22 protein-coding genes and 1 tRNA gene are annotated in these 24,487 nt (G+C 69.7%); 6 read left to right on the plus strand and 17 right to left on the minus strand.

What is annotated here, in order from left to right:
* The first annotated feature begins 81 nt into the window (after positions 1-81).
* Positions 82-2,400, plus strand: coding sequence for a Tex family protein (locus AL346_RS08440; protein ID WP_019402765.1), 2,319 nt, complete (start codon positions 82-84; stop codon positions 2,398-2,400).
* A gap of 230 nt (positions 2,401-2,630) precedes the next feature.
* Here the strand turns inward: AL346_RS08440 and xth are convergent, their stop codons facing one another.
* The 6 genes from xth to tesB all read right to left on the minus strand — a co-directional run bounded on the left by xth (position 2,631) and on the right by tesB (position 10,097).
* Positions 2,631-3,446: an exodeoxyribonuclease III gene (xth, locus tag AL346_RS08445; RefSeq protein ID WP_019402238.1), complete on the minus strand. Its 816-nt coding sequence runs from the start codon at positions 3,444-3,446 to the stop codon at positions 2,631-2,633.
* Positions 3,447-3,574: 128 nt separating this feature from the next.
* Positions 3,575-4,426, minus strand: coding sequence for an outer membrane lipoprotein carrier protein LolA (locus AL346_RS08450; RefSeq protein WP_053193525.1), 852 nt, complete (start codon positions 4,424-4,426; stop codon positions 3,575-3,577).
* Positions 4,427-4,538: 112 nt separating this feature from the next.
* Complete coding sequence (locus AL346_RS08455; RefSeq protein WP_053193529.1) at positions 4,539-7,118, minus strand: DNA translocase FtsK; 2,580 nt, start codon at positions 7,116-7,118, stop codon at positions 4,539-4,541.
* 189 nt (positions 7,119-7,307) lie between these two features.
* Positions 7,308-8,672: an ammonium transporter gene (locus AL346_RS08460; RefSeq protein ID WP_019402529.1), complete on the minus strand. Its 1,365-nt coding sequence runs from the start codon at positions 8,670-8,672 to the stop codon at positions 7,308-7,310.
* A gap of 25 nt (positions 8,673-8,697) precedes the next feature.
* A complete protein-coding gene (locus AL346_RS08465) occupies positions 8,698-9,036 on the minus strand; it encodes a P-II family nitrogen regulator (RefSeq protein ID WP_019402528.1) in 339 nt (112 codons plus the stop codon).
* Between the two features lie 191 nt (positions 9,037-9,227).
* On the minus strand, positions 9,228-10,097 hold the full coding sequence (gene tesB / locus AL346_RS08470; RefSeq protein WP_019402527.1) for an acyl-CoA thioesterase II: 870 nt from the start codon (positions 10,095-10,097) through the stop codon (positions 9,228-9,230).
* 116 nt (positions 10,098-10,213) lie between these two features.
* Here tesB and AL346_RS08475 point away from each other — a divergent pair, with 116 nt between their 5' ends.
* Positions 10,214-11,515, plus strand: a complete 1,302-nt coding sequence (locus AL346_RS08475; protein ID WP_019402526.1) for a ubiquinone biosynthesis hydroxylase — start codon at positions 10,214-10,216, stop codon at positions 11,513-11,515.
* A 211-nt stretch (positions 11,516-11,726) separates the two neighbouring features.
* Here AL346_RS08475 and AL346_RS08480 read toward each other — a convergent pair whose 3' ends face one another.
* From AL346_RS08480 to AL346_RS08495, 4 genes are read right to left on the minus strand one after another with little or no spacing between them, the layout of a single operon-like run.
* Positions 11,727-11,945 carry a Trm112 family protein gene (locus AL346_RS08480; RefSeq protein WP_019402525.1) on the minus strand — a complete coding sequence of 73 codons (219 nt, stop codon included), beginning with the start codon at positions 11,943-11,945 and terminating at the stop codon, positions 11,727-11,729.
* A gap of 55 nt (positions 11,946-12,000) precedes the next feature.
* Complete coding sequence (locus tag AL346_RS08485) at positions 12,001-12,672, minus strand: LON peptidase substrate-binding domain-containing protein (protein WP_019402524.1); 672 nt, start codon at positions 12,670-12,672, stop codon at positions 12,001-12,003.
* 32 nt (positions 12,673-12,704) lie between these two features.
* Positions 12,705-13,604, minus strand: coding sequence for a thioredoxin (trxA, locus tag AL346_RS08490; RefSeq protein WP_026015191.1), 900 nt, complete (start codon positions 13,602-13,604; stop codon positions 12,705-12,707).
* Positions 13,605-13,657: 53 nt separating this feature from the next.
* Positions 13,658-14,215: a prolyl-tRNA synthetase associated domain-containing protein gene (locus AL346_RS08495; protein ID WP_019402522.1), complete on the minus strand. Its 558-nt coding sequence runs from the start codon at positions 14,213-14,215 to the stop codon at positions 13,658-13,660.
* A 269-nt stretch (positions 14,216-14,484) separates the two neighbouring features.
* On the opposite strand from AL346_RS08495, the gene AL346_RS08500 reads away from it, so the two are divergent.
* Together AL346_RS08500 and AL346_RS08505 are read left to right on the plus strand one after the other, a co-directional pair.
* Positions 14,485-14,559, plus strand: a tRNA-Gly gene (locus tag AL346_RS08500).
* A 336-nt stretch (positions 14,560-14,895) separates the two neighbouring features.
* Positions 14,896-15,678, plus strand: coding sequence for a DUF899 family protein (locus tag AL346_RS08505; protein WP_245258899.1), 783 nt, complete (start codon positions 14,896-14,898; stop codon positions 15,676-15,678).
* A gap of 327 nt (positions 15,679-16,005) precedes the next feature.
* Here AL346_RS08505 and AL346_RS08510 read toward each other — a convergent pair whose 3' ends face one another.
* Positions 16,006-16,611, minus strand: coding sequence for a hypothetical protein (locus AL346_RS08510; RefSeq protein ID WP_082312466.1), 606 nt, complete (start codon positions 16,609-16,611; stop codon positions 16,006-16,008).
* Between the two features lie 441 nt (positions 16,612-17,052).
* Complete coding sequence (locus AL346_RS08515) at positions 17,053-17,916, minus strand: helix-turn-helix transcriptional regulator (RefSeq protein ID WP_026015190.1); 864 nt, start codon at positions 17,914-17,916, stop codon at positions 17,053-17,055.
* An 83-nt stretch (positions 17,917-17,999) separates the two neighbouring features.
* Here AL346_RS08515 and AL346_RS08520 point away from each other — a divergent pair, with 83 nt between their 5' ends.
* Complete coding sequence (locus AL346_RS08520; RefSeq protein ID WP_156332719.1) at positions 18,000-19,463, plus strand: MFS transporter; 1,464 nt, start codon at positions 18,000-18,002, stop codon at positions 19,461-19,463.
* A gap of 159 nt (positions 19,464-19,622) precedes the next feature.
* Here the strand turns inward: AL346_RS08520 and AL346_RS08525 are convergent, their stop codons facing one another.
* On the minus strand, positions 19,623-20,069 hold the full coding sequence (locus AL346_RS08525; protein WP_040404568.1) for a group III truncated hemoglobin: 447 nt from the start codon (positions 20,067-20,069) through the stop codon (positions 19,623-19,625).
* Between the two features lie 710 nt (positions 20,070-20,779).
* On the opposite strand from AL346_RS08525, the gene AL346_RS08530 reads away from it, so the two are divergent.
* Positions 20,780-21,199 (plus strand): DUF3830 family protein, encoded by a 420-nt coding sequence (locus AL346_RS08530; RefSeq protein WP_040404561.1) that lies wholly within the window; start codon positions 20,780-20,782, stop codon positions 21,197-21,199.
* 5 nt (positions 21,200-21,204) lie between these two features.
* Here AL346_RS08530 and AL346_RS08535 read toward each other — a convergent pair whose 3' ends face one another.
* The 4 genes from AL346_RS08535 to AL346_RS08550 are packed head-to-tail and all read right to left on the minus strand — an operon-like array spanning position 21,205 to position 24,420.
* Positions 21,205-21,918, minus strand: a complete 714-nt coding sequence (locus AL346_RS08535; protein WP_019402515.1) for an ABC transporter ATP-binding protein — start codon at positions 21,916-21,918, stop codon at positions 21,205-21,207.
* Positions 21,915-22,673, minus strand: coding sequence for an ABC transporter ATP-binding protein (locus AL346_RS08540; protein WP_019402514.1), 759 nt, complete (start codon positions 22,671-22,673; stop codon positions 21,915-21,917). Before AL346_RS08540 ends, AL346_RS08535 begins: the two co-directional genes overlap by 4 nt.
* Complete coding sequence (locus AL346_RS08545) at positions 22,670-23,557, minus strand: branched-chain amino acid ABC transporter permease (protein ID WP_019402513.1); 888 nt, start codon at positions 23,555-23,557, stop codon at positions 22,670-22,672. Before AL346_RS08545 ends, AL346_RS08540 begins: the two co-directional genes overlap by 4 nt.
* On the minus strand, positions 23,557-24,420 hold the full coding sequence (locus AL346_RS08550; RefSeq protein ID WP_019402512.1) for a branched-chain amino acid ABC transporter permease: 864 nt from the start codon (positions 24,418-24,420) through the stop codon (positions 23,557-23,559). Before AL346_RS08550 ends, AL346_RS08545 begins: the two co-directional genes overlap by 1 nt.
* Positions 24,421-24,487: the final 67 nt, after the last annotated feature.

Here is a 24,487-nt window from a genome sequence, read left to right on the forward strand (position 1 = left end):
GGGGCCCGCGCGTCCTGTTGGCTCGGCGGCGCCGGCTTTCTATTGTCGCGCCTTCCTGCGCCACCCAACCATGGAAGCCGCATGTCCGACATTCTGGAACGCATCGCCCCCGTCATCGCAGCCGACATCGCCGCGCGGCCGGCCCAGGTCCTTGCCGCCGTCCGGCTCATCGACGAGGGCGCGACCGTTCCCTTCATCGCCCGCTACCGCAAGGAGGCGACGGGCGGCCTCGACGACGCGCAGCTGCGCAAGCTCGAGGAGCGGCTGACCTACCTGCGCGAGCTCGAGGCGCGGCGCGCCGCCATCCGCGAGGAGATCGGCCGGCAGGGCAAGCTCACCGATGAGCTCGACGGGCGCATCGCCGCCGCCGCCACCAAGGCCGAGCTCGAGGACCTCTACCTCCCCTACAAGCCCAAGCGCCGCACCCGCGCCGAGATCGCCCGCGAGAAGGGCCTCGGCCCGCTCGCCGAGCGCATCCTCGCGGATCGCACGGTGGTGCCGGCGACGCTGGCGGAGGGCTACCTCGGGCCCGAGGTGCCGGACGTGAAGAGCGCCCTTGACGGCGCGCGCGACATCCTCACCGAGACCTTCGCCGAGAACGCCGACCTCGTCGGCCGCCTGCGCCGCTACATGCACGAGAAGGCCTTCGTGCGCGCCCGCGTCGTTGCCGGCAAGGAGGAGGCGGGCGCCAAGTTCTCCGATTATTTCGACCACGCCGAGCGCTGGGCGACGACGCCGAGCCACCGCGCGCTCGCCATGCTGCGCGGCCGTAACGAGGAGGTTCTCACCGTCGACATCGAGATCGATGCGGACGATCCGTCTCCCGTGAAGCCGGTGGAGCGCATGATCTGCGCGGCCTATGCCATCGCCCCGGACGGCGGCGCGGCCGACCGCTGGCTCGCCGAGGTGGCGTGCTGGTGCTGGCGCGTGAAGCTGTCGCTGCACCTTTCGGTCGACCTCATGTCGACCCTGCGCGAGCGCGCGGAGGAGGAGGCGATCCGCGTCTTTGCCCGCAACCTCAAGGACCTTTTGCTCGCCGCCCCCGCCGGCTCGCGCGCCACCATGGGGCTCGACCCCGGCATCCGCACCGGCGTCAAGGTCGCGGTCGTCGACGGCACCGGCAAGGTGGTGGACACGGCGACCGTCTATCCCTTCCAGCCGCGCAACGACGTCTCCGGTGCCCAGGCCGTGCTCGCCGCGCTCGTCGCGCGCCACAAGGTCGACCTCGTCGCCATCGGCAACGGCACGGCGAGCCGCGAGACCGACCGGCTCGTCGCCGACCTCCTGGCGCAGCTGCCGGCCGACAGGCGGCCGATCAAGGTGGTGGTCAGCGAGGCGGGGGCCTCGGTCTACTCGGCCTCGGAGGTCGCCTCCGCCGAGCTTCCCTCGCTCGACGTCTCCCTGCGCGGGGCCGTCTCCATCGCCCGGCGCCTGCAGGATCCGCTCGCCGAGCTCGTGAAGATCGAGCCGAAGTCGATCGGCGTCGGGCAGTACCAGCACGACGTCGACCAGCACCAGCTCGCCCGCGCGCTCGACGCGGTGGTCGAGGATGCGGTCAATGCCGTCGGCGTCGACCTCAACACGGCCTCCGCCCCGCTGCTCGCCCGCGTCTCGGGCCTCGGCGCCTCTCTCGCCGAGGCCATCGTCGCGCACCGCAACGCCAACGGCCCGTTCCGCACGCGCCGCGACCTTCTCTCCGTCGCGCGCCTCGGCCCGCGCACCTTCGAGCTGAGCGCCGGGTTCCTGCGCATCCGCGACGGCGACGAGCCGCTCGACGCCTCCTCGGTGCACCCGGAAGCCTACGGCCTCGCGAAGCGCATCGTCGCCGCCTGCGGGCGCGACGTGCGCACGCTCATGGGCGACAGCGCGGTGCTGCGCGGCCTCGATCCGGCGGCCTTCGTCGACGCGCGCTTCGGCCTGCCGACCGTGCGCGACATCCTGGCGGAGCTCGAGAAGCCCGGCCGCGATCCGCGCCCGCAGTTCAAGACCGCGAGCTTCGCCGAGGGCGTCGAGGAACTGTCGGATCTGAAGCCCGGCATGATGCTGGAGGGCACGGTGACCAACGTCGCCGCCTTCGGCGCCTTCGTCGACATCGGCGTCCACCAGGACGGCCTCGTGCACGTTTCCCAGCTCGCCGACCGCTTCGTCAAGGACCCGCACGAGGTCGTCAAGGCGGGCGATGTCGTCAAGGTGCGCGTCGTCGAGGTCGACGTGAAGCGCAAGCGCATCGCGCTCTCCATGCGCAAGGACGACGGCAGCGCGGCGCCGAGGCCGCGGGGTCCATCATCGGGCGCCGACAAGGCGCCGCGCCCCCGGCGCGACGACGGCCCGGCGAAGGGCGCCCAGCAGGGCGCCCTCGGGGCGGCGCTGGCCGACGCCATGCGGCGGAAGACGCGGTAGGATCCGAAGCGGGTGGCCGCGCCGAGGCTGTCCCCCTCCCCTCGCTTGCGGCGGGGAGGGGTCAGGGGTGGGGGGCCGCGCCGCCAATGCGCCGTTTATCGTGTCGTGCCGCTGATGCGCGGGAATTGCCGGTGACCGCCTGCCTGCGGAACCGCCCCCCCAACCCGGCCCTCCCCGCCGCAAGCGGGGGGAGGGAGAGTGGCGCGCCAGCAATATCTCTTGCGCAATCGTCAAAGCTCCAGCGTCACCGTCACCGGTGCGTGGTCTGACGGGCGTTCCCAGCCGCGGGCGGCCTTGCCGATGGTCGCTTCCTTCAGCGTCGGGACGAGCGAGGGCGCGAGCCACACGTGGTCGAGCCGCCGGCCCTTGTTGGCGGCGGCCCAGTCGGGCGAGCGGTAGCTCCACCAGGTGAAGACCGGCTCCGGCACCGGCGTGAGGTGGCGGATGGCGTCGACATAGCCGGCGGCCTGCCGCCATTCCTCCATGCGCGTCGTCTCGATGGGGGTGTGGCTGACGACGTTCAGCAGCGCCTTGTGGTTCCAGACGTCGCTCTCGTAGGGCGCGATGTTGAGGTCGCCGACGAGGATGCTCGGCGCGGCCGTGGGCTTCGCCCGGTCGCTCCACTGCAACAGCTCGTCGAGGAAGGCGAGCTTGTGGGCGAAGCGCGGGTTGAGGTTGGGGTCGGGAATGTCGCCGCCGGCCGGCACGTAGTAGTTATGCACCGTGATGCCGCTCGCCGCCCCGGCGCCGGGGCCGAAGGTGACGGCGAGGTGGCGCGCGTCGTCCTTGCCGCAGAAGCTCATCGATTCGGTCGTCGAGAAGGGCAGGCGCGAGAGCGTGGCGACGCCGTGGTAGCCCTTCTGCCCGTGGAAGGCGATGTGCTCGTAGCCGAGCGCCTTCAGCGCCTTCAGCGGAAAGCGGTCGTTCGGGCACTTCGTCTCCTGCAGGCAGATGACGTCCGGTTGGGCCTCGGCGATGTGGCGCGCGACGTGGTCGATGCGCAGGCGCACCGAATTGATGTTCCAGCTGGTGACGGAGAGCTTCATGCCTCGGCTTTCGGCCTCATCGGCCGCAAGCGATTCGGCCGGACGGAAACGGGGCCCCGAACTTGGCCCCTGGCGCGGCGCGTTGCAAGGGATGGCGCGCCACACGTTCCATCCGGATCGGGCTGGGCTTACCGCGGCACGATGTTGACGTCCTGCAGGGCGACGGAGGTCTCGTAGCCCTGCGGGTCGACGACGATCCATTGCCTGAGGACATTGGCCTTGGCGTCGTAGACGAGCGTCACCTTCGACGTGCCGCCGAGCGTCGAGCTGTCCTCGAAGATCACCTCGACGACGCCGGATGGCGCGGTACGCACGTCGAGCACCTTGACGTCGCGGGCGAGGTCCACCCGGTCCTGCACCAGGAATTTCAGCGGCGTCTGGCCGATGGAATAGACGTCCTGGGTCCTCAGCTTCTTGTCGCGGATGGCGACGGAGCGCCCGTCGGCGACGATCTCGAGCGTGCTCGGCGGGTTGTACTGGAAGCGCAGCTGGCCCGGGCGCTTCACGTAGAGCGAGCCCGTCGCCTGTCGTCCGTCGCCGCTGTATTGGAGGAAATTGGCGGTGAGCGTGTCGATGCCGTTGAGATAGGCGTTGACCCGCGCCAGCGCCGCCTGGGGATTGGTCGGTACCGCCGCAGCGGGCGGCGGCGCGGCGGGTGCCGGCGCGGGCGGCGCCGGCCGTGTGGCGGTTTCGCCGGGGCTTGCAGCCGGCGCGGGGGCGCCGCCCGTTGGAAGGTCGGCCGGCCGGCGCGGCGGCAGCGGGTGGGACGCGGGCAGGGAGGCCTGCGGCGCGGCGCTGGGCGGGGAGGCCGGTGTGGGAGCGGGCGCGGGCGCGCGTGGCGCGGCGGGTTGGGCCGGAGGGGCCGGCCTTGCCGGCTGCGCCGCGGGCGGATGGATCTGCAGGGGCTGGGCCGCCACGAGCGTGGCGGCAAGGGCAAGGACCGGACCCGAAACGAGGCTTGCGAAACGTAGCGTCTTCATCGTCTTTCCAACGGCCGGCCGGCGGTGTCGGTTCCGGCCGGGGTGGCGCGCTGGCGCGCCGCGCCTGCGCGTGAGGTCAGGTATGCCATCGCTGTGGCGAAAGCGCGACGCCTCATTCGTCGCCGCCGGCCGGCGGCTCGATCAGGATCTCGCGTTTTCCGGCGTGGTTTGCGGGTCCGACGATGCCCTCGTTCTCCATGCGCTCCATGAGCGAGGCGGCCCGGTTGTAGCCGATCTGCAGGCGGCGCTGGATGTAGGAGGTCGAGGCCTTCTTGTCGCGCAGCACGATGGCCACCGCCTGGTCGTAGAGGTCGCTTCCCGGCGCGCCGAACGACGTGTTGTCGAACACGGCGCCGTCGGCCTCCGGTGCCGCGCCCTCCTCGTCGGCGGTGACGGCGTCGAGATATTGCGGCCGCCCCTGCGCCTTCAGGTGCGCCACCACCTTCTCCACCTCCTCGTCCGACACGAACGGCCCGTGCACGCGCGTGATACGCCCGCCGCCGGCCATGTACAGCATGTCGCCCTGGCCGAGCAGCTGCTCCGCCCCCTGCTCGCCGAGGATCGTGCGGCTGTCGATCTTCGAGGTCACCTGGAAGGAGATGCGCGTCGGGAAGTTCGCCTTGATGGTGCCGGTAATGACGTCGACCGACGGGCGCTGGGTGGCCAGCACCACGTGGATGCCGGCGGCGCGCGCCATCTGGGCGAGGCGCTGGATGGTGCCCTCGATCTCCTTGCCCGCCACCATCATCAGGTCGGCCATCTCGTCGACGATGACGACGATGTAGGGCAGCGGCGCGAGGTCCATGACCTCGTCCTCGTACACCGCCTCGCCGGTCTCGCGGTCGAAGCCGGTCTGCACTGTGCGCGTGATGACCTCGCCCTTCTGCCGCGCCTCGGCGACACGGGCGTTGAAGCCGTCGATGTTGCGCACGCCGAGCTTCGACATCTTCTTGTAGCGCTCCTCCATCTCGCGCACGGCCCACTTCAAGGCGACGACGGCCTTCTTGGGGTCGGTGACGACGGGGGTGAGGAGGTGCGGGATGCCGTCGTAGATGGACAGTTCCAGCATCTTCGGGTCGACCATGATGAGGCGGCACTCCTCGGGCCGGAGGCGGTAGAGGAGCGACAGGATCATGGTGTTGATGGCGACGGACTTGCCCGAGCCGGTGGTGCCGGCGACGAGCAGGTGCGGCATGCGGGCGAGTTCGGCGATGACGGGCTCGCCGCCGATGGTCTTGCCGAGGCACAGGGCGAGCTTCAGCCGCGTCTGCTCGAAGTCCTGGGAGGCGAGGAGCTCGCGCAGGTAGACGGTTTCGCGCCTGGCGTTGGGCAGCTCGATGCCGATGGCGTTGCGGCCGGGCACGACGGCGACGCGGGCCGAGACGGCGCTCATCGAGCGGGCGATGTCGTCGGCGAGCGAGATCACCCGCGAGGACTTGGTGCCGGGCGCCGGTTCTAGCTCGTAGAGCGTCACCACCGGGCCGGGATGCACGTTGATGATCTCGCCCTTGACGCCGAAGTCTTCCAGCGTGCTCTCCAGGAGTGCCGCGTTCTGCTCGAGCGCTTCGGGCGAGATCACGGCGCCGTTGTTCTTCTTCGGCTCGGCGAGGAGGGCGAGCGGCGGCAGCTGGTAGTCCTCGCCGTCGTCGAGGAAGGAGGGCTGCGCCTCCCGCGCCAGGCGCTTGCCGGGCTTGGGCGCCGCCGGCGGCGGCACCACCCGCGACACGGCCGGCCCCGCCGTCCGGGGCGCATAGGCCTCGTCCTCGTCGGCAAAAGGCGCCTCGGCGGGATCGTAGCCGCCGAAATCCGCCGCGCCGTCGAAGGCGTCGTGGGCCGCGGGGGCCTGTTCGAAGCGCGGCTCGCGCCGGGATGCGGCGCGCGGCGCGGCGGAGGGGGCCTGCGGCGCGGCTTGAAAGCCGGCGTGAGCCTGCGCCGGACGCCGTGCGGCGAGGCGGCGGGCGATGGCCGATTTCAACGTCATGAAGCCGTGCACGAGGGCGCCGAGCGACACGATGCCCCAGCCGGGCTCGTCCGCGCCGTCATCCTCGAAATCATCCGCCTGCGCCCGGCGCGAGGAGCGGCGTGGTGCGAGCTCCTCCTCGTCGTCGTCATCCGCCGTCTCGGGGAAGCCGAAGCCGCAGGCGGCCGTCAGCGCGAGGATGGCGATGCCGGCATAGACGAGCGTGATGATGGCGGCGCCGGGGCCGCTGGTCAGGCCGAGGGTGCCGCGCAGCCCGAAGAGCAGCCCGTCGCCAACAACGCCCCCGAGGCCGCTCGGCAGCGGCCAGGAGGTGGTGGCCGGCATGGCGCTGGCGACGGCGGCCGCCGCGGCCGTGCCGGCGAGCCACAGCCCGATGCGCAGCGCCAGCCGCTCGAGGCGCCGCCGCCCCATGAGCTGCAGGCCCCAGATCACCACCGGCACGACGAAGACGATGGCGCCCATGCCGAGGATCTGCATGCCGAGATCGGCGATGACGGCGCCGAGCGGACCGAGAAGGTTCTTCACCGGCCCGTTGGTGGCGTGGGTGAGGCTCGGGTCCTCGACCGACCAGGTGGCGAGGGCGAGGCCGAAGGCGAGCGCCAGCGCCACGAGCCCGAGCCCGCTCATCTCCGCCGCGCGACGGGCAAAGAAGCGGCGCATGGCGTCCGACAGTTCGTCGGCTTGCGACAGGGAGTGGCGGCTCGTTCGCATGGCGGCAACCGGGCTGGGATGAGACGGCTCCCGGCCGCCCGGCTGGGCCGGGACGACCGATGCCTTACCCTAGCCGGCCGCGAGTTAAACCCCCGTTAACCTTGTGCGGCGGCCGCGATGGCAGTGGACAAGGAAAAGGCCGCGCCCTTACGGGGCGCGGCCTTCTGGTTCTCGGGCGTCAGGGGCGGGTCAGCTGCGCATGCCGCTGCCGCTGAACTCCGGATAGGCCTCGACGCCGATCTCGGCCTTGTCGAGGCCAAGCGCCTCTTCCTCGGCGCTGACGCGAATGCCCATGGTCGCCTTGAGGATGAACCAGACGACGAGGCTGACGCCGAAGGTGAACACGCCATAGGCGAGGATGCCGATGATCTGCGTGCCGAAGCTCGTCTCGCCGTTGGTCAGCGGCACGGCGAGCGTGCCCCAGATGCCGGCGAGGAGATGCACCGGGATCGCGCCGACGACGTCGTCGATCTTCAGCTTGTCGAGCATCGGCACCGCGAAGACGACGATGACGCCGCCGATGGCGCCGATGATGATCGCCGTCACGGGGCCAGGCGTCAGCGGCTCGGCCGTGATCGAGACGAGGCCGGCGAGGGCGCCGTTGAGCGCCATCGTGATGTCGACCTTCTTGTAGATCACCTGCGTCAGCAGGATGGCGGCAACGACACCGCCGCAGGCGGCGAGATTCGTGTTGGCGAAGATGCGCGAGATGTCCGAGACGTCGGAGTTGGTGCCCATGGCGAGCTGCGAGGCGCCGTTGAAGCCGAACCAGCCTAGCCAGAGGATGAAGGTGCCGAGCGTGGCGAGCGGCATGGACGAGCCCGGCAGCGGGTGGACCGCGCCGTCAGGCCCGTACTTGCCCCGGCGCGCGCCGAGCACGAGCGCGCCCGCGAGCGCCGCCCAGCCGCCGACCGAGTGGACGATGGTCGAGCCCGCGAAATCCGAGAAGCCCATGGCATCGAGCCAGCCCTGGCCCCACTTCCACGATCCCGTGATGGGATACATGAAGCCCGTCAGGATGACGGTGAAGAGCAGGAAGGGCCACAGCTTGATGCGCTCGGCGAGCGTGCCGGAGACGATCGAGGCGGCGGTGGCGACGAACACCATCTGGAAGAACCAGTCGGAGGCGACGGCATAGTCGCCCTCGTTGGCGGTGCCGGAGGCCGGCCAGCCGTAGACGCCGAAGGAGCCGAAGAAGCCGCCGTCGACGTTGGTGTACATGAGGTTGTAGCCGACGAGGAGGTACATGATGCCGGCGATGGAATAGAGCGCCACGTTCTTCAGGCACTGCATGGAGACGTTCTTCGTCCGCACGAGGCCGGCCTCGAGCATGGCGAAGCCCGCGGCCATCCACATGACGAGAAAGCCGCCCATCAGGAACAGCAGCGTGTTGAAGATGAAGGCGGTGTCCTTGGCGGAGGCGAACTCCGCGGCTGCAGCGGGCGCCTCGGCCGCCGCCTCGGGGGCGGCGGTCTGGGCCAGCGCCGGCAGCGCAAGGACAAGGGAAAGGGCGAGGGCGCCGGCTCCGACCCCTGCATAGCGCTTGAACGTCATCGTTCGAACTCCTGGATTGCGGGGCTCAGAGGGCATCGCCGTCGGTCTCGCCGGTGCGGATGCGCACGGCCTTCTCGATGCTGTAGACGAAGATCTTGCCGTCACCGATCTGGCCGGTGCGGGCGGTGTCGGCGATGGTGTCGACGACCTTGCCGGCAAGGTCGGCGGGCACGGCCACCTCGATCTTCAGCTTGGGCAGGAAGCTCACCGCATATTCGGCGCCGCGGTAGATCTCGGTATGCCCCTTCTGCCGGCCGTAGCCCTTCACCTCCGTCACGGTGAGGCCGTGCACGCCGATGGCGGTCAGCGCATCGCGCACCTCCTCCAGCTTGAACGGCTTTATGATCGCCATCACGATTTTCATGTCCCGTTTCCCCTTGACCCCGAGCAGGCCCGGCGTACGGGCCCCGTGAAGTACCGGGAGGGACGAAACAAGCCGCGTGCCAACCCGCGGATTCGGGCTGCCGCCGTCCTCAGGAGGGCGCGAATCGTCCTGCCTGCACTTTAGGCAGGCGCAATGCGGCAGATGGGTGCCTAAAAATTAGGCAAATCGCCTCAGGCGAGGTCGTCCCGCGGGCGGATCAGCCCCTCCTGGGCCACCGAGGCGACGAGCTCGCCATGGCGCGAGAAGATGAGCCCGCGCGAGAAGCCGCGGGCGTCGCCGGCCGAGGGGCTGTCCTGCGAATAGAGCAGCCATTCGTCCGCCCGGAAGGGGCGATGGAACCACAGGGCATGGTCGAGGCTCGCGGCCTGGATGGTGCGCTCGAACACCGTGCGCCCGTGCGCGACGAGGCTGGTGTCGAGCAGCGTCATGTCGGACGCATAGGCGAGGACGCACTGGTGGATGGCCGGGTCGTCCGGCAGCCGGCCCGTGGCGCGGATCCACACGTTGAAGCGCGGCTCCATGGGCTCGCGGGACATGTAGCGGCGGAACTCCACGGGCTTCAATTCGATCGGCCGGTCGCGCTCGAAATAGGCCCTGACCGGGTCCGGCATCAGCGGCAGCACGCGCGCCTTGATCTCCTCGTCGCTCGGCAGGTCCTCCGGCCCCGGCACGTCCGGCATGGGCACCTGGTGGACGAGGCCGGGCTCGTGCACATGGAACGAGGCGGACATGGAGAAGATGGCCTGCCCGTGCTGGATGGCGACCACGCGCCGCGTCGTGAAGCTGCGCCCGTCGCGGATGCGGTCCACCTCGTAGATGATCGGCACCTTCGGGTCGCCCGGCAGCAGGAAATAGGCGTGCAGGGAGTGGACGTTGCGCTGCGGCTCGACCGTGCGCGTGGCCGCCACGAGCGCCTGGCCGATGACCTGCCCGCCGAAGACGCGCTGCCACCCAACCTGCGGGCTGCGACCACGAAACAGGTTGTGTTCCAGCACCTCGAGATCGAGTATTTCGAGCAGATCGGAGATGGCGTGCTTCATGGTCCGTCCCGGGGCAGGTGCATCAGCACCTGCGATGATACAAAGCCCCCGCGCGCGGGGATTGAATGCATGAGGCCCTTGCCGGGCCTGTTCGTCAAGATCGTCGGAGAGAGGGCATGGCCGCAGCGAAAGGCACCGGACGCAAGGGCAGCGCAGGGCGGCGTGCGGGCACGCGCGCGATCCCGCCGTCCCGGCGCGTCGTCATCGCCGGCGGCGGGCTTGCCGGCCTTGCGCTCGCCCTGTCGCTCGCCAGGGGCGGCGCGGGCGGGCTCGACATCACCGTCTGCGACCCGGCGCTCGCGCGCCCGGCGCCCGGCGGCGATGCGTCCCGGGCCTCGGCCATCGCCGCGGGCGCGCGGCGCATGCTCGAGACCCTGGGCGTCTGGAGCGTCGTGGCGGAGCGCGCGGAGCCGATCCTCGACATGGTCATCACCGACAGCCGCCTCGCCGACCCGGTGCGCCCCTCGATCCTGAGCTTCGCGGGCGAGGTGGCGCCCGGCGAGCCCTTCGCGCACATGGTCGAGAACGACGACCTCGTCAACGCCCTCGCCGCCGCCTGCCGCGAAGCGGGGGTCACGCTCGCCGCCGAAGGCATTGCCCGCTTCGTGGCCGGGCCGGAGCGCGTCTTGGTCACGACCGCCTCCGGCGCCGTCATCGAGGCCGGCCTCCTGGTGGCGGCGGACGGCGCCCGCTCGCGCCTGCGCGACATGGCCGACATCGGCTGGGTCGGCCGCAGCTACGACCAGGTCGGCATCGTCGCCACCATCGGCCACGAGCGCCCGCACGAAGGGCGCGCCATCGAGCATTTCCTGCCCTCGGGCCCCTTCGCCATCCTGCCGCTTGCGACGCGGGACGGCCGGCACCGCTCCTCCATCGTCTGGACGGAGCGCGCCGACGCGGCCGACTACCTGCTGCAATTGCCGGACGAGGACCTGCGCGAGGAGGTGGAGCGCCGCTTCGGCCTCGAGCGCGGCGAGATTGCGCTGTTGTCGCCCGCGCGCGCCTTCCCGCTGTCGATCGGCATCGCCCGGCGCTTCGTCGCCGGGCGCTTCGCCCTCGTCGGCGACGCCGCCCACGTCGTCCACCCGATCGCCGGGCAGGGCCTCAACATCGGCCTGCGCGACGTCGCCGTGCTGGCGGAGACGATCATCGACGCCTGCCGCCTCGGCCGCGACGTCGCCGACGAGGAGGCGCTCCTCGCCTATGAGCGCGCCCGGCGGTTCGACACGGTGACCATGGGCCTCGCGACGGACGGCCTCAACCGCCTGTTCTCGAACGACCTTTTGCCCGTGCGCCTCATGCGCGACCTCGGCCTCGGCCTCGTCGAGCGGATGCCGGCGGCCAAGCGCTTCTTCATCCGCGAGGCGGCGGGGCTGACCGGCGCCGTGCCCCGGCTGATGCGCGGCGAGGCGCTGTGAGGCTTTGCGGCCGTCGTAGTGCCTGACGGCCCGATCGCTCTGCCCGCCGGCGAAGAGGGCGCCGCCGCTCGCGCCAGTTTACCAGTTTACCTTCCCGCGATGGCCCTCTCGTCGTCATGGCCGGGCTTGTCCGGCCATCCACGCCCGTGGGGCCACCATAGGCTTTCCGGGAGATGCCCGCGACGAGCGGGCATGACGGTTATGCGGCCGTCTAGTCCAGCGGCCGCGCCTCTTCCGGCAGCATGATCGGGATGCCGTCGCGGATCGGATAGGCGAGCTTGGCCTGCCGGCTGATCAGCTCCTGCCGGGCCGCGTCATATTCCAGCGTCGTCTTGGTCAGCGGGCAGACGAGGATCTCGAGCAGCTTCGGATCGACGCCGCTCGACATGCGTGTCGGGCTCTGCCCCTCGTTGTTCCGGCCTTCGGTCATCGTTTCGCCTCGTCTCGACGCCTGTCACAGCCGAGCGAATCGCATGCGGCGCGGCTTATTGCAACGTCGTTTCGGATCCGCCGGCGATGCGCGCGAGCTCGATCTCGGTGATGGCGACCAGCGTCTCCGCCCGCGCCTTGAGATCGGGCGCCTCGAGAAGGGCCTGCTTCTCCTTGGCGCCGAAGGGGCTCATCATCGACAGAGCGTTGACGAGCGCCTCGTTCGGCGCTTCCTCGATGCTCTTCCAGTCGATCTTGAGGTCGTTGGCGGCGGCGAAGTCCCGGAGCGCGCGGATGAGCGCGTTGCGGTCCACCGCCTCCTCTCCGGCGCGGGGCGTGAAGTCGACGGCGAAGGGCTCGTAATCGACGCGCGCTTGGCGGTAGGGCGTCATGACCGTGAGCTCCTCGCGCACGCGGAAGCGCGCGATGCCGCTCAGCGTGATGAGGTAGCGCCCGTCGCCGGTCTCGGCCAGTTGGGTGATGCGCCCGGCGCAGCCCACCGCATAGAGCCGCGGCGTGCTCGTCTGCGCCGCTTCCTCGGCGTCGGGCTGGATCATGCCGATGATGCGCCTGCCGGCCAGCGCATCGTCGACCATGGCGAGGTAGCGCGGCTCGAAGATGTTGAGCGGCAGCTGCCCGCGCGGCAGGAGCAGCACGCTCGAGAGTGGGAAGAGCGGGATGACGGCCGGCATCTCGGCCGGGCTGCGGTAGGTCGGGTTCATCACCATGCCGTCGTCTCCCGCCGGGCTGCTGGCCCCTGTCAGGCGAACAGGAGCGAGGACAGCCGTCTGCGTCCCGCAATCGTCATCTCGTCCATCGGCCCCCAGGCGTCGAAGAGCTGCACGAGCTGCCGGCGGGCGCCGTCGTCGTTCCAGTTGCGGTCGCGCCGCACGATCTCGAGCAGATGGTCGAGCGCCGCCTCGCGCCGGCCGCGGGCGTTGAGCGCGAGCGCGAGGTCGAACCGTGCCTGGTGGTCGCGCGGGTCCGCCTCGACGCGCGCCTCAAGCTCGGCGAGGTCGCCGAGCTCGGCCGACTGCTCGGCGAGCTCGATGGCGGCGCGGCCGGCGGCGATCGCCGGGTCGTTCGCCTTGTCCGCCGGCGCCATGGCGAGGAAGCGCTTCGCCCCCTCGATGTCGCCGAAGGTGACGTGCAGCTTGGCGAGCGCGCCGATGGCGGCCGTGTTGGTCGGTTCCTGCGTCAGCACCGCGGCATAGATCTCGGTCGCGCCGGTCGCATCGCCGGCCTCGAGCATCGCCGCGGCCTCCTCGAGCATCACGTCCGTCGCCGCCGGGCCGACGGGGCCGACGAGGCGCTCGATGAAGCCCTTCACCTGGCTCTCGGGCAGGGCGCCCATGAAGCCGTCGACCGGCTGGCCGCGCTGGAAGGCGATGACGGCGGGAATCGACTGGATGCCGAGCTGGCCGGGAATCTGCGGGTGCTCGTCGATGTTGAGCTTGACGAGCTTGACCTTGCCCTTGGCTGCCGCGACCACCTTCTCGAGAACGGGGGTGAGCTGCTTGCACGGGCCGCACCACGGTGCCCAGAAATCCACCAGCACGGGCTGGCGCGCGGATTCGGCGATGACGTCCTGCCGGAAGTCGGCGGTCGTCGTGTCCTTGATGGTGCCGGCATCGGCCACGGCGGGCTGTTCGTTCAACATTCAAACCTCTGTTTGTGACGAATGCGGATCGGGCCTTCCTGCCCGCGGCATGTTCAAGATGGGGCGGCGATGCGCGTCTGGCAATCGTCCGGGCGCATCTCGCCCGCCGGCCCGGGGCGCGATGCCGGCACGACGAGCGGCTCGTGGCCCGTGGCGCGCAGGAAGGCGAGAAGGTCGTCGCGGCCGATGGTGCTCGTCATCGTGTTGACGAGCGGGTGGAAGTTGAGGCGCTCGTTCTCCAGCATGGCGGCGTCGAGCACGATGGTGACGGCGCCGTCCCGGTCGTTGAAGGCGCCGAAGGGCGTGACCGAACCGGGCTCGACGCCGAGGTGCTCCTTCAGGAGCTCGGCGCTGGCGAAGGAGAACTTGCCGCTCGCGCCCACCGCGGCCGGCAGCGCCTTGAGGTCGATCGCGGCGTCCTCGAGCGCGACGACGAGGAAGAGCTGCCCCCTCCTGTCCTTGAGAAAGAGGTTCTTCGTGTGCCCCCCGGGAATGAGGCCGCGCAGCGCCTGCGACTCAGCGACCGTGAACAGCGGGGGATGCGTCGTCGTCGCCGCCGTGATGCCGAGGCCGGCGAGAAAGGCGAAAAGATCGTCGGGGGTGGCAGCCATGTCCCGGTTGTACCCACCGGCCCGGCATGCGGCAAGGCGGGAGGGCCGGGGCGGCCGACCGGTTCGCCTCACGTCCGAGGCGGCCGGGGACTCACCGGGCACGGTCGGGTCGTGCGGGCCGGCGAGAGGGTTGGGGCGCAAGTCATCCACAGGCGGGATGGCGCCGGGCGCGGCATTTTGTCGAGCACGCCCAATTTGCCCCTTGCATTGTCCTCCGGATTGCGGCATGTAGCCGACCTCGACGGTGCTGATCGCCGCCGGACATGGATGCGGGTGTAGCTCAGGGGTAGAGCACAACCTTGCCAAGGTTGGGGTCGAGGGTTCGAATCCCTTCGCCCGCTCCAGTTTCTCTCGAACATCAAAGGTTTGTAAGCGCGACCGCTGGTCGCCGCCTTTGTCTTTTGTCGAGAAGACACCAACAAGGCACCACGCGGCCGAACGCGTTTCCCGATAAGGCTCTGCCCCTTCGCCCTTCCCGGCGGCTAACGGCATGCCGACGTGCGCTGAGCCCGCTATTGGCAGAAATCCGGACAGATTTGTCGTTCTTGCCAAGTGGCGGGACGCTAGAATCTCATGCGTTTTTTAGCGTCCCGCCAGCGGAAGCTTGTGGTCCGCGTGCCGACGGTGCAGGCGCCCGCCGCAGCAGGGGCAGAAAAACGGAGAGAGCGATGGTGGAGTCAATGAAAGGCGAGCTCGGGGCTCCCAAGATTGTTGATCGCGCCACGTTTCAGGTCGAAGTGGACGCGTTGCGCGTGCGCGAAAAGGCCCACACGAGAGAAGGCGACGCCATCGCGGCCGCCCGTCGGCGGCTCCCGATGGTGAAGGTTGATGGCACCGTTCCGCTCATTGGCGAAAACGGACCGGTGACGCTGTTGGATGCCTTCGAAGGCCGCCGAATGCTCGTCGCCTACTATTACATGTGGTTCGACGGCCGGCCCGCGCCGGAGCAATGCGAGGGCTGCACCTTCTTCACCACCCAGGTTCGTGAGCTTTCCCATATCCATTCGCGCGACGCTACCTACGCCACGTTCTGCCAGGGCTCCCATGAGGAGAGCGTCCGCTATCGCGCGTTCATGGGTTGGGAGATGCCTTGGTACTCGGTACCGGATGCATCGCTCGGAACACTCCTCGCCGGGCGCCGGCCGGGATTGATGTACCTCATCTGCTACCTCCGGCAGGGATCGGACATCTTCGAGACCTACTGGACGACCCGTCGCGGCGTAGAGGCGATGGACAACAGTTACCGCCTGCTCGACCTGACCGTCTACGGACGGCAGGAGGATTTTGAAGACTCGCCCGCCGGTTGGCCCCAGTACTGGGGCGAAACCAACCATCCGTTTCGTCGCGACGGCCGGCCGATCTCTCAATGGCGGCGCTTGGAAGCGGGTCATTCCGACGATCTGGGGGCTGACCATCCGGGAGCGAGCAGTGGCGGACATGGTTGCTGCAGTGGGGGCAGCTGAGACGCGTCCGCACGAACCCTTCAACCCGCAGGCATCGCATTGGAGCCTGGAAGGACCATGACATCAGTCAGCGAGGGCACGTCCAGCGGCGCGGCGAGATTCGCCTGTTCCGTCTGATGAGTTCGGCGAGCTGTTGCCCGGCACCTGCGCCGGCAAACGGGGCTGAGCTGCGACTGGTACTCGGCCGACGGGCATAGAGAATTAGCCATTCGCGACCTCGCCGGCGATTGTCGTGTCGTGGTCGTGCGCCACCATCGCCAGCGCCATGTCGATCCCGGCGGCCACGCCCGCCGAGGTCCACAGTACGGCCTGACCGGCGGGTTGGCGTTATACGCTTCGAAGCGTTGCGATGACGATGGCGGTAGCCAGCACACCGTCGAGAACGAAGCAGAACTCCGCCATCGAGCGCACCACAACCTTGTTGTTCACGTGGTGATAGGCGTCCCAACCGGCATGGGCGAACAGTCCCACGGCGACCAATAGCGCTCCGAGCGCGGGATTGACGAAGAGGGCCAGGACGGCTGATCCGCCAAAGGCAACCATGGCGGTCGCTTGCAGCGGCAGGTCGTGATTAGGGCGTCTCAAGGCCCGAATTACCCCGTAGGCGGCGAAGAAACCGGCGACCATCAGCATGAGCCACGTCGCCTCGAGGGGAATCAGGCCGAGCCTTGCGACGGTGATGATCGCCACCGACAGCAGGAACACCGGCCAGGAGATCCACGGAACTTCGAGCGAGGCCGCCGCCAGGTAGACAAGACCGGAGGCGGCAACGACGGCAGCGAAGTCCGTGCCGTGCTCTGCGCCGCTGAAGAGGTCGATTGCAAGAAAGGTCGCAAAGGCCAGCCCAAGCAATGCGGGCCACCATTGGATAGACCGCCATCCCGTCACCGGTGTGCCAGGCGGCCTGGATGATGACGAGTTGTCCATTGTCATTCCTGATCTGCGGCAACGGTCGATGCTGAAGCGATCGGGCGCTACGGTAGCAACGGTCCTGCCTGTCAGGAATGACAAAGGGATGCCTATTTCTGCCAGGTGCTCGATCCCGCCCACATCCACTCTGTAGGTGCCCGGTCGAGAGGCACAGCGGATGGAGCGCAAGCCCGGAGGGCTGCGGCGCGTGTCCGCAATGCTGGACGCGCTGCAGATGAGATCTCGACGCCTCCGGAAGCGCTGCTTTTGATGAGCTTTGGCATGCGCAGCGTTGGGAACGAGAACAGCCTGGCGAGCCCCATGGCGAGACCCGCCCACGCTTTTCCTTTCCTTTTCGGCTGGCCCTCTTCGAGCCATGCCGGACGCGTGCGGCTTTCGTGGCCATCGCGGTTCTCCGCGACGGGCGCCGGGCTGGCTGGCGACGCCGCCGTCTCGGACCCGCCGTCAGCAGGGGCTCGGCCTGAGGGCCTGATCGACGGCCATCGAAGCCTCGAATGCGGTGCTTGCCGCGTGTCCTTCAACGGCCGCGTAGAAGACGAGACGAAGGTGTCTCTCCTGATCGATCGTGAAAGTGGCATGCTCGAAGGTCACCGGCCCGATGCCGTCGACCAGGAAACTGCGCCGCCCCTCGCAGCGGCCGTGGACATCGTGGCGGGTCCAGAGATCGCGGAACTGCGGTGAAATCCCCTCCAGGGTCTCGACAAGTGACACCATGTCCTCGTCCTCGGGGGCCTGGGCAAGGTCGCGCCGGAAGCTCGCGAGGATTTGCGGCGCCTGCTCCTGCCACTCCCGGATGCGGCCGTGCAGGCGGTCGTCGGCGAAGAGCATCCACAACATGTTGCGCTCGGCCGGGTCTCGCGCCTCGAATTCGAACAGGCGCTCGGCCGCGGCATTCCAGCCGACCACGTCCCAGCGCAGGTTGAGCACATAGGCCGGCCGCCGCGTCAGGTCGTCGAGCAGCCGCCGGGCCAGGGGCGGCAAAATGCACCACGGCCGGCCGGAAAGGACGGGCGGGCGCTGGTGGGCCAGCAGGAAGAGGTGCCGGCGCTCCGTCTCGTCGAGCTTCAGCACGCGTGAAATGTTGTCTAGGAAAGCGGACGAGACGTTGATGCCGCGTCCCTGCTCCAGCCACGTGTACCAGGTCAGCCCGACGCCCGCGAGCGCCGCGACTTCCTCGCGCCGCAGGCCCGGGGTGCGGCGGCGTTTTCCAAGTGGCAGCCCGACGTCGAGCGGCGACAGGCTCTCCCGGCGCCGGCGCAGGAAATCGGCGAGCCCGGTGCGCGTGCGGTCGAGGCGATGGTCCAGCATGTCGGTCACAGCAACAGCATAACTTCTTCCATAGTAACAGCCTAAGCGCCGTGACATGCAGCTTCAAGAACCATGGAGCTGCCATGTCTGCTGAACCGTTCCTGCCCGCATCCGCCGCTTCGGGCGCGCAAATCTCCCGCCGTCCCTCACGCCTTGCCCTCGCCATCCTGATGCTCGGCGGTTTCATCACGGTCTTCGACCTGTTCGTGGTCAATGTCGCCATACCCTCGATGCAGGCCGACCTCGGCGCAGGCTTCGCGGAAATCGGCTTCGTCATCGCCGGCTATGAACTCGCCTTCGGCGTGCTGCTCGTCGCCGGGGGCCGGCTCGGCGACCGGTACGGCCGCCGCCGGCTTTTCGTGCTCGGCATGCTCGGCTTCGCCGTGACCTCCTTCCTGTGCGGCGTGGCGCCGGACAGCACGAGCCTCATCGTCGCGCGCTTCCTGCAAGGGGCGACGGGCGCGATCCTGTTCCCGCAGGTCTATGCGCTGCTGCGCGTCCTCCACGACGACGCCGGCCGTCGCCGCGCCTTCGGCCTGCTCGGCATGACGCTGGGGCTCGCCGCCATCGCGGGGCAGGTGCTCGGCGGGCTGATCGTCGAGGGCGACCTCTTCGGCCTCGGCTGGCGCGTCGTGTTCCTCATCAACCTGCCCATCGGGCTGGCCGCGGCCCATCTAAGCAGGGCAATTCCCGAATCGCGCCTGCCCGAGGCGACCGCCGTCGACTGGGCCGGCATCGGCCTTGCGACGCTCGGCCTCACGCTCCTGCTCGTCCCCCTCCTGGAGGGACCGAACGCGGGCTGGCCGCTCTGGACCTGGGGCTGCCTTGCCGCTTCGGCCCTGACGCTCGCCACCTTCCTGGTCTGGGAGCGGGACCTCGCCCGGCGCGGCGGCGGACCGGCCATCGATCTGGCGCTGTTCGCGAACCGCGGCTTCGCGGCCGGCGTGATCGTGGTGCTGGCCATCTACTCGACGGCGACATCGCTCTTTCTCTGTTTTGCGCTGCTCGTCCAGTCCGGGCTGGGGCTGTCGCCCTTCGCGGCGGGCTGCCTGTTCGCCCCGGCGAGCGTCGGCTTCGTCGCGGCGTCTCTGATCGCGCCGAAATGGGCGGCACGCTTCGGCGACGGCGCCATCGCCGGCGGCGCACTGGTCTATGCGGCGGGTATCCTGTGGCTGATCGTGCAGGCCGGCGCGCTCACGGGGCCGGGGGACGCCCTCAGCCTCCTGCCGGCGCTCGTTCTGCTCGGCTTCGGACAGGGCCTCTCCATGACGCCGCTGCTCAACCTTGTCATCGGCTTCGTGGAGGAGCGCCACGCCGGCATGGCCGCGGGCATCGTCTCCACCATGCAGCAGGTCGGCGGCGCCTTCGGTGTCGCCGTCGTCGGCATCTTCTTCGTCGCCCTGCTCACAGACCACCCGGCAGGAGCCGGGCCGGATGCAGAGCGCTACGCGGCGGCGTTCGCGGGCGCCATGGTCTACAACCTCGCGGCTGTCGCCTTCGCGGCCGCGCTGGTCCTGTGGATTGCATGCAGGAGGAAGCCCGCATGAGCACGGGCGGGGGACCGGCGCGCGAGCGATCCCCCGCAGCCGGTCACCAGACCCTCCCGACCGCCTGCCGTCGCACATCACCGCCCGTGGCTTTCCGCGACCATCTCGCCCAGGATGACGTCGCCGCGCTCGCGGCAGCCCCTTGCCGCAAGTGGCGGCTCAGCCGCCGGTGCCCATCCGGTAGCGCTCGCCGCGCATGAGGAGGCGGCCGTTGTGGGTCGCGATGCCGAGTTCGAGGCTCTCCGCGATCGTCTTCGCATGGGCCGTGAAGCGCGCGGCCGCGGCGGGCGGGCACAGGTCGCGCGCCGTCTCCTCGAACAGCGCCAGCCAGCGGTCGAAGTGGCGCGCATCGACCGGCAGCGGCAGGTGCTTCGCCATCGGCCGGCCGCTGTAGCGCCCGCTCTTCAGCACCACCGAGGACCAGAAGGCACAGATCTGCGTAAGATGCGGCTCCCAGTCGACGATACGGGCGGCAAAGACGGGCCCGATAAGGTCGTCATTGCGGACCCTGGCATAGAAGGCCCGTACCAGCCGCTCGATCATCGCCTCGTCGATGCCGGTCTCGCCGGTGCTGTCGCCGCGCGTGCTCTGTTCGGGTTCCGTCATGATTGTTCCGCGCCCATGGTCGACGGGCGGCACCATATCAACGGCCGTCCTCCTGCAGAACCCTCGGCCCGCAACGGGTCATGGCGTCTCTTTGCCGCTGGTGTCCTTGCGGGGGCGTAGCTGCCCTTCCGCGTCGGGGCGCGGAAAATAGACGTGCCAGCCCGAAACGCGCGCGTCCGCGACGCCGGCATGAACGGGCCTGAAACACCAGGGGCAGCGCACGGCCGCGCGTGGCACGCTGCGGCTGCACGCATCACAGAACAATATCCGGGCACCAGTCGTCACGGCTCGACCTCCATGCGCGCCGATGCGCGCCACAACACAGCGATGGTTCGGTGTGCGGGGGTCCCGGAGCGGGTGCGGCGCTCGCCTTCTCGTCAGGCGTCAGCGCTCCCGGTCCGGGTGACGACATGCGTCAGCCGGAGGAAGCGAATCGAATGTGTGCGCGCGCCGTAGGTCATGAGCCCTGAGTGGACGACGATTGGGGCCATTTGGAGGATTTTGCCTGGCCCGCCCGGCCATTCGCGTGGCGGCTCAACCGCGCCCCTCCTTGTGCAAATCACGAGGCCCGGCGCCAATGCCGACGGAACGGGCTTGCCCGGGCCGCGGCGCCGGGCGAGAAACGGCGAGCCGTCGAACAGCGCGGCGAGAGATCGACCGGACGGTTGGCTGTGCGCGAGGGCGCCCGGCCGCCGTTTCAGGCAGGGAGCATGGGTGTGGAGAAACTCGTCATCACGCTGGCCGGCATCAGCTTCGACGCGCGGCTCGAAACCGAGAAGGCGCCGGCGACCTGCGCGGCCTTCCTGAAGCATCTGCCCTTCCGCAACAAGGCGATCCACGTGCGCTGGAGCGGCCAGGCGGTCTGGATCCCGCTCGGTGATCTCCAGTTCGGCGTCGGCTATGAGAACGCCACCTGCTATCCGGCGCCGGGCGAGGTCGTGCTCTATCCCGGCGGCGTGAGCGAGACGGAGATCCTGCTCGCCTACGGCCGCGTCGCCTTCGCCAGCATGGCCGGCCCCCTCGCCGGCAACCACTTCCTGACCATCACCAGCAACCTCGACAAGCTGCCCGAGCTCGGCACCAAGGTGCTGTGGGAGGGGGCGCAGGACATCTCCTTCGAGCGCGTCTGAAGGCGTCAGCCTTCCGTGCGGCCGCGGCCGAGGTAGAGCTCGGCCGCCCGCTCGTCGGCGAGCAGCGTCGTCGCCGCTCCTTCGAGCGCCACCTTGCCGCCGTCGAGGATGCAGCCGCGATCCGAGATGGCGAGCGCCTGGCGGGCGCGCTGCTCGACCATGAGCACGGTGACGCCGAGCGACGGCAGCCGCGCGATGAGCGAGAAGACGTCGGCCACGCGCGCCGGCGACAGCGCCGCCGTCGGCTCGTCGAGGATCATCAGCTTGGGCCGCGGCATCAGCGCCCGGGCGAAGGCGAGCTGCTGGCGCTCGCCGCCCGAGAGGCTGCCGGCCCGCGTGCGCCGCCGCTCCCCGAGCAAGGGAAACAGCGCGAACAGCTCCGCGATGCGCGCCTTATGGTCCTTAACGCCCTGCACCACCTGCAGGTTTTCCAGGATGCTGAGCGAGGGGAAGATGTTGGCGACCTGCGGCACGTAGCCGATGCCGAGGCCGATGCGGTCCTCCGCCGGCAGGCCGAGGATGTCGCGCCCGTCGATGCGCACGGCGCCCGAGACGCGCGGCAGGAGGCCGACGATCGCCTTGGCGAGGGTCGACTTGCCGGCGCCGTTGGTGCCGGCCACGGTCAGGATCTCGCCCTCGCTGAGGGAAAGATCGATGCCGTTGAGGATGTCGACCTCGGAATAGCCGCCCCTGAGGTTGTCGATGGCGAGGATGGTCACACTGCGCCTCCGAGATAGGCTTCGCGCACGCGCGCATCGGCGAGCACGGCGTCCGGCGCGCCCATGGTGAGAATGCGGCCCTGGTCCATGACGTAGAGCTGCGGGGCGAGCCGCGTCAGCGCCTCGAGGTCGTGCTCGATGACGAGGAAGCCGATGCCGCGGCCGTTGAGCTCGCGGATGCGTTCCATGATCTCGCCGATGAGCACGGGATTGACGCCGGCGAAGGGCTCGTCGAGGAGGATGAGCCGCGGCTCGACGAGGAGCGCCCGGCCGAGCTCGACGAGCTTCTTCTGCCCGCCCGAGAGCTTGCCCGCCGGCTCGTCGGCGACCCGCTCCAGCCGCAGGAAGCGGATGACCTCGCTGACCGCCTCGGCGAGCCTCTCCTCCTCCTCGCGCACCTTGCCGGGGCGGAAGAAGAGGCCGACGAGACTCTCGCCGGTCTGGCCGGGGGCGGCGGCCATCATGTTCTCGCGCACCGTGAGGTGGGCGAATTCGCGCGGCACCTGGAAGGTGCGCACGAGGCCGGTGCGGGCGCGCCCGGCGGGGTTCAGCCCGTCGAGGCTCCTGCCGTCGAACCCGATCGCGCCCTCATCCGGCGGCATGAAGCCGGAGATGACGGAAAAGAGCGTCGACTTGCCGGCGCCGTTCGGGCCGATGAGGCCGACGAGGGCGCCCATGGGCACCTCGAGCGAGACGCCCGAGAGCGCCTTGAAGCCGCCGAAGGCCTTGGAGATGTTGGTGACTTGGAGGCTCATCGCTTGGTGAAATCCCCCATGAGGCCCTGCGGGCGGTAGATGGTGAAGAGGACGAGGAGCAGCCCGACGACGCCGATGCGCAGCGAGGCCATCTCCACTTCCGAGACGCCCGGCACGATGTCGCGCAGGAAGCGCGAGCCTTCCAGGAAGAGCATCAGGAGGCCCGTGCCGACGATGGCGCCCGAGACGCGCCCGACGCCGCCGATGATGATGGCCATCCACACGTAGAAGGTGACGAGCGGGATGAACTGGTCCGGCACGATGTAGGTGATGTAGTGGGCGTAGAAGGCCCCGGCGATGCCCGCGAGCGCCGAGCCGAGGATCAGCACCTGGATCTTGAAGCCGGCCGGATCCTTGCCGAGCGCCTGAAGCGCCTCCTCGTTGTCGCGGATGGCCTCGATGACGCGGCCGAACGGGCTCGCGACGATGCGGCGCATGGCGTAGATCGCGACGAGCGTGACGGCGAGGATGACGCCCATGACGGCGAGCTGCGCGCCGATGCCCACCGAGATGGTCTCGAACAGGCGCGGAATGCCGGGGATGCCCTGCACGCCATTGGTGAGCCACTTCTCGCTGGTGATGACGAGCCGCACCGTCTCCGAGAAGCCGAGCGTGACGATGGCGAAATAATCGTCGCGCAGCCTGAGCGAGATGAGGCCGATGGGCCAGGCCGCGAGGCCCGCCGTCACCGCCGCGGCGGGGATGGTGAGCGCGAGCGGCAGGCCCTGCAGCGAGAGGAGGGCGGAAGTGTAGGCGCCGATGGCGAAGAAGCCGACATGGCCGAAGTTGATGAGGCCGGTGAGGCCGTACTGCAGGGTCAGCCCCAGCGACAGGAGCATGTAGATGAGGGCGATGATCGCGATCGCCGCGAGATAGGCGTCCATCAGCGCACTCCCTCGATGCGTCCGAAGAGGCCGCGCGGCCGCACCAGGAGCACGGCGAGCAGCACGACGAAGGACAAGGCGATCTTGTAGGTGAAGCCGACGAAGGGCGTCGACACCTCCTGCGCCACGCCGAGCACGAGCCCGGCGACGACCGCCCCCACCGGGCTGCCGATGCCGCCAAGGATGGTGGCGGCAAAGACCGGCAGCAGCATCTCCCAGCCGACCTCCGGCGAGACGATGGTCTTGATGCCGAGCATCATGCCGCCGACCGCCGAGACGCCGCCGGTGATGAGCCACATGGCCGTCATCACCCGCTCGGGGCGGATGCCGGAGACGCGGGCGAGGTCCCGGTTGTCCGCCACGGCGCGCATCTGCCGGCCGATGGGCGTGAGATAGAGGATGGCGAAGACGGCGGCGAGCGCGACCGCGGCGACCGCCGCCAGCTGCAGGTCGAGCGGGTTGATGGCGAGCCCGGCGACGCGGATCGGCCGCGACAGGGGCACGTTGAACACCTGCTGCTGGTGGCCGAAGGCGACGCCGAGCCCGGCCCGGATCATGAAGCCGATGCCGATGGAGGCGACGAGCAGCGACACGACCGAGCGCCCGGCGAGGCGCTTGAAGACGGTGAGATAGGCGAGCAGCGCCAGCACCGCCGCGCCACCGATGGCCGCGATGCTGCCGAGCGCCAGCGAGCCGCTGGCCTTGTGGACCGTGAGCGCCGCATAGGCGCCGAAGGTCATGGTGTCGCCCGTCGCCGCATTGGGAAAGCGCGCGATGCCGAAGACGAGGGTGAGCGCCAGGGCGCCGAGGCCGACCACGAGCCCCTGGACGAGGCCGTTGACGGCGAGTTGAGCGTAGAACAAGGGACCATCCCGCCCGGTTGAACGACGGCCCGGGCCGGCTGGTGCCGGTCCCTGCGCCGATGGCAAA

This window comes from Chelatococcus sp. CO-6 (assembly GCF_001271345.1).
Classification (GTDB): domain Bacteria; phylum Pseudomonadota; class Alphaproteobacteria; order Rhizobiales; family Beijerinckiaceae; genus Chelatococcus_A; species Chelatococcus_A caeni.

What these genes read in the sequence shown, in the direction of transcription:
- AL346_RS08440 (WP_019402765.1), top strand. Translation starts at nt 82, where the DNA reads ATGTCCGACATTCTGGAACGCATCGCCCCCGTCATCGCAGCCGACATC.
- xth (WP_019402238.1), bottom strand. Translation starts at nt 3,446, where the DNA reads ATGAAGCTCTCCGTCACCAGCTGGAACATCAATTCGGTGCGCCTGCGC.
- AL346_RS08450 (WP_053193525.1), bottom strand. Translation starts at nt 4,426, where the DNA reads ATGAAGACGCTACGTTTCGCAAGCCTCGTTTCGGGTCCGGTCCTTGCC.
- AL346_RS08455 (WP_053193529.1), bottom strand. Translation starts at nt 7,118, where the DNA reads ATGCGAACGAGCCGCCACTCCCTGTCGCAAGCCGACGAACTGTCGGAC.
- AL346_RS08460 (WP_019402529.1), bottom strand. Translation starts at nt 8,672, where the DNA reads ATGACGTTCAAGCGCTATGCAGGGGTCGGAGCCGGCGCCCTCGCCCTT.
- AL346_RS08465 (WP_019402528.1), bottom strand. Translation starts at nt 9,036, where the DNA reads ATGAAAATCGTGATGGCGATCATAAAGCCGTTCAAGCTGGAGGAGGTG.
- tesB (WP_019402527.1), bottom strand. Translation starts at nt 10,097, where the DNA reads ATGAAGCACGCCATCTCCGATCTGCTCGAAATACTCGATCTCGAGGTG.
- AL346_RS08475 (WP_019402526.1), top strand. Translation starts at nt 10,214, where the DNA reads ATGGCCGCAGCGAAAGGCACCGGACGCAAGGGCAGCGCAGGGCGGCGT.
- AL346_RS08480 (WP_019402525.1), bottom strand. Translation starts at nt 11,945, where the DNA reads ATGACCGAAGGCCGGAACAACGAGGGGCAGAGCCCGACACGCATGTCG.
- AL346_RS08485 (WP_019402524.1), bottom strand. Translation starts at nt 12,672, where the DNA reads ATGGTGATGAACCCGACCTACCGCAGCCCGGCCGAGATGCCGGCCGTC.
- trxA (WP_026015191.1), bottom strand. Translation starts at nt 13,604, where the DNA reads ATGTTGAACGAACAGCCCGCCGTGGCCGATGCCGGCACCATCAAGGAC.
- AL346_RS08495 (WP_019402522.1), bottom strand. Translation starts at nt 14,215, where the DNA reads ATGGCTGCCACCCCCGACGATCTTTTCGCCTTTCTCGCCGGCCTCGGC.
- AL346_RS08505 (WP_245258899.1), top strand. Translation starts at nt 14,896, where the DNA reads ATGAAAGGCGAGCTCGGGGCTCCCAAGATTGTTGATCGCGCCACGTTT.
- AL346_RS08510 (WP_082312466.1), bottom strand. Translation starts at nt 16,611, where the DNA reads ATGACAATGGACAACTCGTCATCATCCAGGCCGCCTGGCACACCGGTG.
- AL346_RS08515 (WP_026015190.1), bottom strand. Translation starts at nt 17,916, where the DNA reads ATGCTGGACCATCGCCTCGACCGCACGCGCACCGGGCTCGCCGATTTC.
- AL346_RS08520 (WP_156332719.1), top strand. Translation starts at nt 18,000, where the DNA reads ATGTCTGCTGAACCGTTCCTGCCCGCATCCGCCGCTTCGGGCGCGCAA.
- AL346_RS08525 (WP_040404568.1), bottom strand. Translation starts at nt 20,069, where the DNA reads ATGACGGAACCCGAACAGAGCACGCGCGGCGACAGCACCGGCGAGACC.
- AL346_RS08530 (WP_040404561.1), top strand. Translation starts at nt 20,780, where the DNA reads ATGGGTGTGGAGAAACTCGTCATCACGCTGGCCGGCATCAGCTTCGAC.
- AL346_RS08540 (WP_019402514.1), bottom strand. Translation starts at nt 22,673, where the DNA reads ATGAGCCTCCAAGTCACCAACATCTCCAAGGCCTTCGGCGGCTTCAAG.
- AL346_RS08545 (WP_019402513.1), bottom strand. Translation starts at nt 23,557, where the DNA reads ATGGACGCCTATCTCGCGGCGATCGCGATCATCGCCCTCATCTACATG.